Origin of the sequence: Clostridium sp. (genome assembly GCF_016650095.1) — a bacterium.
Classification (GTDB): Bacteria; Bacillota; Clostridia; order Clostridiales; family Clostridiaceae; genus Clostridium_AD.
In genome coordinates, this window is the sequence record NZ_JAENWL010000319.1 from 1 (window position 1) to 4,436 (window position 4,436).

Annotated in this window: 3 protein-coding genes; all 3 read right to left on the reverse strand. The window is 31.4% G+C overall.

The window, feature by feature from the left end; translation table 11 throughout:
- Positions 1 to 29: 29 nt before the first annotated feature.
- On the reverse strand, positions 30 to 1,286 hold the full coding sequence (locus tag JJE11_RS15315; protein WP_291637168.1) for an FAD-dependent oxidoreductase: 1,257 nt from the start codon (positions 1,284 to 1,286) through the stop codon (positions 30 to 32).
- Positions 1,287 to 1,320: 34 nt separating this feature from the next.
- Complete coding sequence (locus JJE11_RS15320) at positions 1,321 to 2,760, reverse strand: NAD(P)/FAD-dependent oxidoreductase (RefSeq protein ID WP_291637170.1); 1,440 nt, start codon at positions 2,758 to 2,760, stop codon at positions 1,321 to 1,323.
- Between the two features lie 173 nt (positions 2,761 to 2,933).
- On the reverse strand, positions 2,934 to 4,436 hold a 1,503-nt coding region (locus JJE11_RS15325; RefSeq protein WP_291637172.1), incomplete at its 5' end, for an HD domain-containing phosphohydrolase.

Genomic DNA, 4,436 nt, shown 5'->3' on the forward strand with positions numbered 1-4,436 from the left:
CAAACTAATTCTCTCTTCACCATAATTTACTACTCCTTCTCTATTTTCACTGTTATTTCTTTGCAATCAGGATATTTATCGAACATAACTTTGGGAATTTTTAATTCTTCCATTTCACCTGGAGCAAGTACTTTTTTCTTAATATGCATTACCCTAATTTCATCAAAATATAGTGATACATAATTTTCTTTAAAAACTTCTCCCACTCTAAACCTTATAGTTATTGATTTATCTACATTTGAAGTGTTAATTAATGATGGCACAGTATACCTTACGCCGCACTCTCCACTAACTTTAATATACTCTCCATTTCTTTTATCCTCTTTTACATAGCTTGCTGCTTTTCTACCTGCATTAGAACTTTCTAATGATACATTATCAACTAAATCATGAACATGCAAAGAATTACCACAAGCAAATATCCCCTCTATATTTGTTTCCATTGATTCATTTACAATTGGTCCACCGGTAACTTTTGATAATATAACCCCTGCACTTTTAGATAATTCATTTTCTGGAACTAACCCCACTGACAAAAGTAATGTATCACAACTTATAAATTCCTCAGTTCCTTTAATTGGTCTTTTATTTTCATCAACTTTCGCAATAACTACTCCCTCGAGCCTATCTTTTCCTTTTATATTTACAATAGTGTGACTAAGTTTTAGTGGAATATTGTAATCGTCTAAGCATTGAACAACATTTCTTTTTAAACCACTTGAATATGGTAAAAGTTCCACAACGGCCTTAACAGTTGCTCCTTCAAAGGTCATCCTTCTAGCCATTATTAGCCCAATATCACCAGACCCTAAAATAACCACTTCCTTGCCAGGCATATATCCTTCAATATTAACGAACTTTTGAGCAGCACCTGCAGTAAGGATACCCGCACACCTGCTGCCTGGTATATTTATTGCTCCACGAGGTCTTTCCCTACAACCCATAGCCAAAATAATTACTTTTGCTTTAATCTCTATGATGCCCTTTTCATTTACAGCTGTAATAACTTTTTCTTTTGTTATTTCTAATACCGTAGTATTCAGTGTATATGAAATCTTATACTCATTTACTTTATCAATAAATCTACTAGCATACTCAGGCCCTGTAAGCTCCTCTTTGAAGGTATGAAGGCCGAACCCATTATGGATACATTGATTTAATATTCCTCCAAGTACATTTTCTCTTTCTATTATTAAAATATTTTCTATGCCCTCATCTTTTGCTGCTATTGCAGCTGCAAGCCCTGCAGGGCCACCTCCAATTATTACTATATCAATCTGCTTCATAAATAACCCTCCTTATCCTATTGTAAAAACAATTTTATAAATTTTCTTTATTTTTACCAATTATAAGTTCAGAATTCATTCCAAACTTTGTAATTTTTGTTGGAGGAAGATTTAATTCCACACTTAAAGTATCTACAATTCTTGAAGTACAAAATCCTGCTTGACACCTTCCCATTCCAGCTCTCGTTCTAATTTTAATTCCATCGAGAGTTTTAGCACCTAGAGGCCTTCTTATTGCATCTTTTATTTCACCTTCAGTAACCACTTCACATCTGCACACTATTCTCCCATATTCAGGATTGCTCTTTATCAAAATATCTCTTTCCCTATTACTAAGTTCTCTGAATTTAACAATACCTTTTCTTATCTTTATAAATTTCTCTTTTGGAGTTACTTTTAATATATCATTTACAATAGAAACAACCATTTCTGCAATTGCTGGTGCAGAGGTTAACCCTGGCGAATCAATGCTTGCAATATTTATAAACCCTGGAGAGCTCTTTACTTCACCTATTATAAAATCATTTTTGTTAGTTTTGGCCCTTAGCCCTGAAAAAGAAGTAATTATTTGATTTGTTGGAAGACTTTTTACACTTAATTTAGCACTATTAATAATTTCATCTAATCCTTCTTTTGTAGTATCCAAATTAGTTTTATCTTCTACATCCACGGCATTGGGTCCTACAAGTAAATTACCATCAACCGTTGGCGTAATTAATACTCCTTTTCCAGCCTTTGTAGGTAATTGAAATATGGTTTTAGAAACTAGATTTCCAACAGCTTTATCAAATAAACAATACTCACCTTTTTTTGGTATAATATCAAATTTTTCTTCAGAAACTAGATTGTTCATTACATCTGAATATAATCCAGCTGCATTTATAATAATTTTGGTTTCTATAACTTTATCATCATTTATTGACAAACTATATCCATTATGATTTTTCACAATATCCACTATCTTGGACCCAAATTTAAATTCCACACCATTCACGAATGCGTTTTCAGCCATGGCTATATTCATTTCATAAGGACAAACTATTCCGCTTGTTGGAGCAAATAATGATGCTACTACATTTTCAGAAATGTTAGGTTCAATTTCTCTAGTTTGCTCCTCAGTTAATATCTGAAGATTAGGTACTCCATTTAATTCACCTTGTTTTTTAAGTAGTTCAAGTTTTTCTTTATCATTTTCATCAAAGCATAAAATTAAGGAACCATTTTTTTTAAATGGGAAATCCAACTCCTTTGATAACCTATCAAACATAGAATTGCCCTTAGCGTTCAATTTTGCCTTCAGAGTATTTGGTTTTGCATCATGACCAGCATGTACAATCGCACTATTAGCTTTTGTTGTCCCAGAGGCTAAATCTAATCCTTTATCCACTACTAATACCTTTAAATTATATTTGCTGATTTCTCTAGCAACGGAAACACCTATAATTCCTGCTCCTATAATTACTACATCATACATTAAATAATCCCTCCTAGCCTTTACTTATACTTTTCTAAAAATAAAAAACAAAAAAGCCACAAGTAAAGTTTAAAACTTTAATTGCGGCTCTCTATATCTCGGCCATAAATATTTCATTGACTTTATAATAACACAGATTAATAAATCAATCAATCAATATTATTTTGCCTTTATTACTCTTTTGTGATAGCAACAGATATAGAATCATCATTTGTCTTTAGTAATTCTAATAAAATATCCACGATTTCTGCGTCTAATTGTTTTCCCTTACTTTCAACTAATTCCTTTTCTATTTCATAAAAAGGAAGAATGTTTTTACGATAAATTCTTGAGGTAGACATTGAGTCGTAGGTATCAGCAACGGATAATATCTTTGCTTCTATTCTAATTTCGGGTCCTAATAATCCATTAGGGTATCCATGACCATCAATTCGTTCATGATGTTGTAAAATAATTTCAGCTGGCTCCTTTAAAAAATCTATTTCTTTAATAATTTGATATCCGATTAAAGGATGTTTTTTTATTAATTCATATTCTTCAATCGTAAGCCGACCCGGTTTATTTAGTATTGTATTCGGAACTCCAATTTTACCAACATCATGTAATATACATGCAAATTTAAGTGTATTCTTTTGCTGGTCAGAAAGTTTTAAATTTCGCGCTATTGCTAATGCTATTTCATCTACTCTATCGCAATGCCCTCTAGTATATAGATCAGATGCTTCAATGGAATTAGCCAATACTTTAATTGTATTTAAGTAATTGTCATCACGTTCTTTTAACAATATTTCAATTTGGTCTAGCATCTGATTAAAGCTAGAAGATAAGATTGAAAATTCGTCGTTGGATTTTATACTAGTTCTTATCTTAAAATTCCCATCACTAACTTGCTCAGTCGCAATAATCAGTTTATTTAGAGGTCTTAATAAGTTTTTAGACATTCTTATTGCCATAAAAATGCTTAAAGCGATCGCAATAAGAAATATACTTATTATTCTGTTTTTTATAGAGGATAATTCTGATTCTAAATTAGTCTTTGTTATTGCAACCAATTTCCAATTGTTAACATTTATTGGAACTTCAGATACAACATATTTATTTTTGTCTATGTTAATGATTTCATCTGATTTATTTTGATTTATATTATCAATAATATTATTTTTGAAATAATGCAAATTATATGAGTTATGAGCCAGAACATCATTTTTTTGATTTAGCAAGAAAATATATGAATTTTTTGCGTAACTAAGATTATCTATGATTTCTGTGAATTTTTTTAATTCAATATCGAGTCCTATTACTCCCTTGAGTTTTCCCTTATCGTCATACACCGCTTTAGAAACTGTTTGCAGCATTTTACCAGATTCACCAGCATCCACATACGGCTCAGTCCAAAAAATATCTCCTTTTTTATTTAATGTACCCTTGTACCATTCTCTTGTTCTTGAATCATAATCCGAGGGTATAGTTACATCTATAGGTGAAATAAACAATGAACCGTCTTCCTCCAGTCCATAATTAAAGCATGTAATATCTTTTGATGACAACGTAAGTCCCATCCACTTCTGATAGATTGAATCTAAATTTTCGGGAATAGAATTAACTGTCTTAAATTGCCCTGGAGCTTTTTTATAATTTTTGATTTCTGGAGAATTAGCCCACGATTTAACAATGTA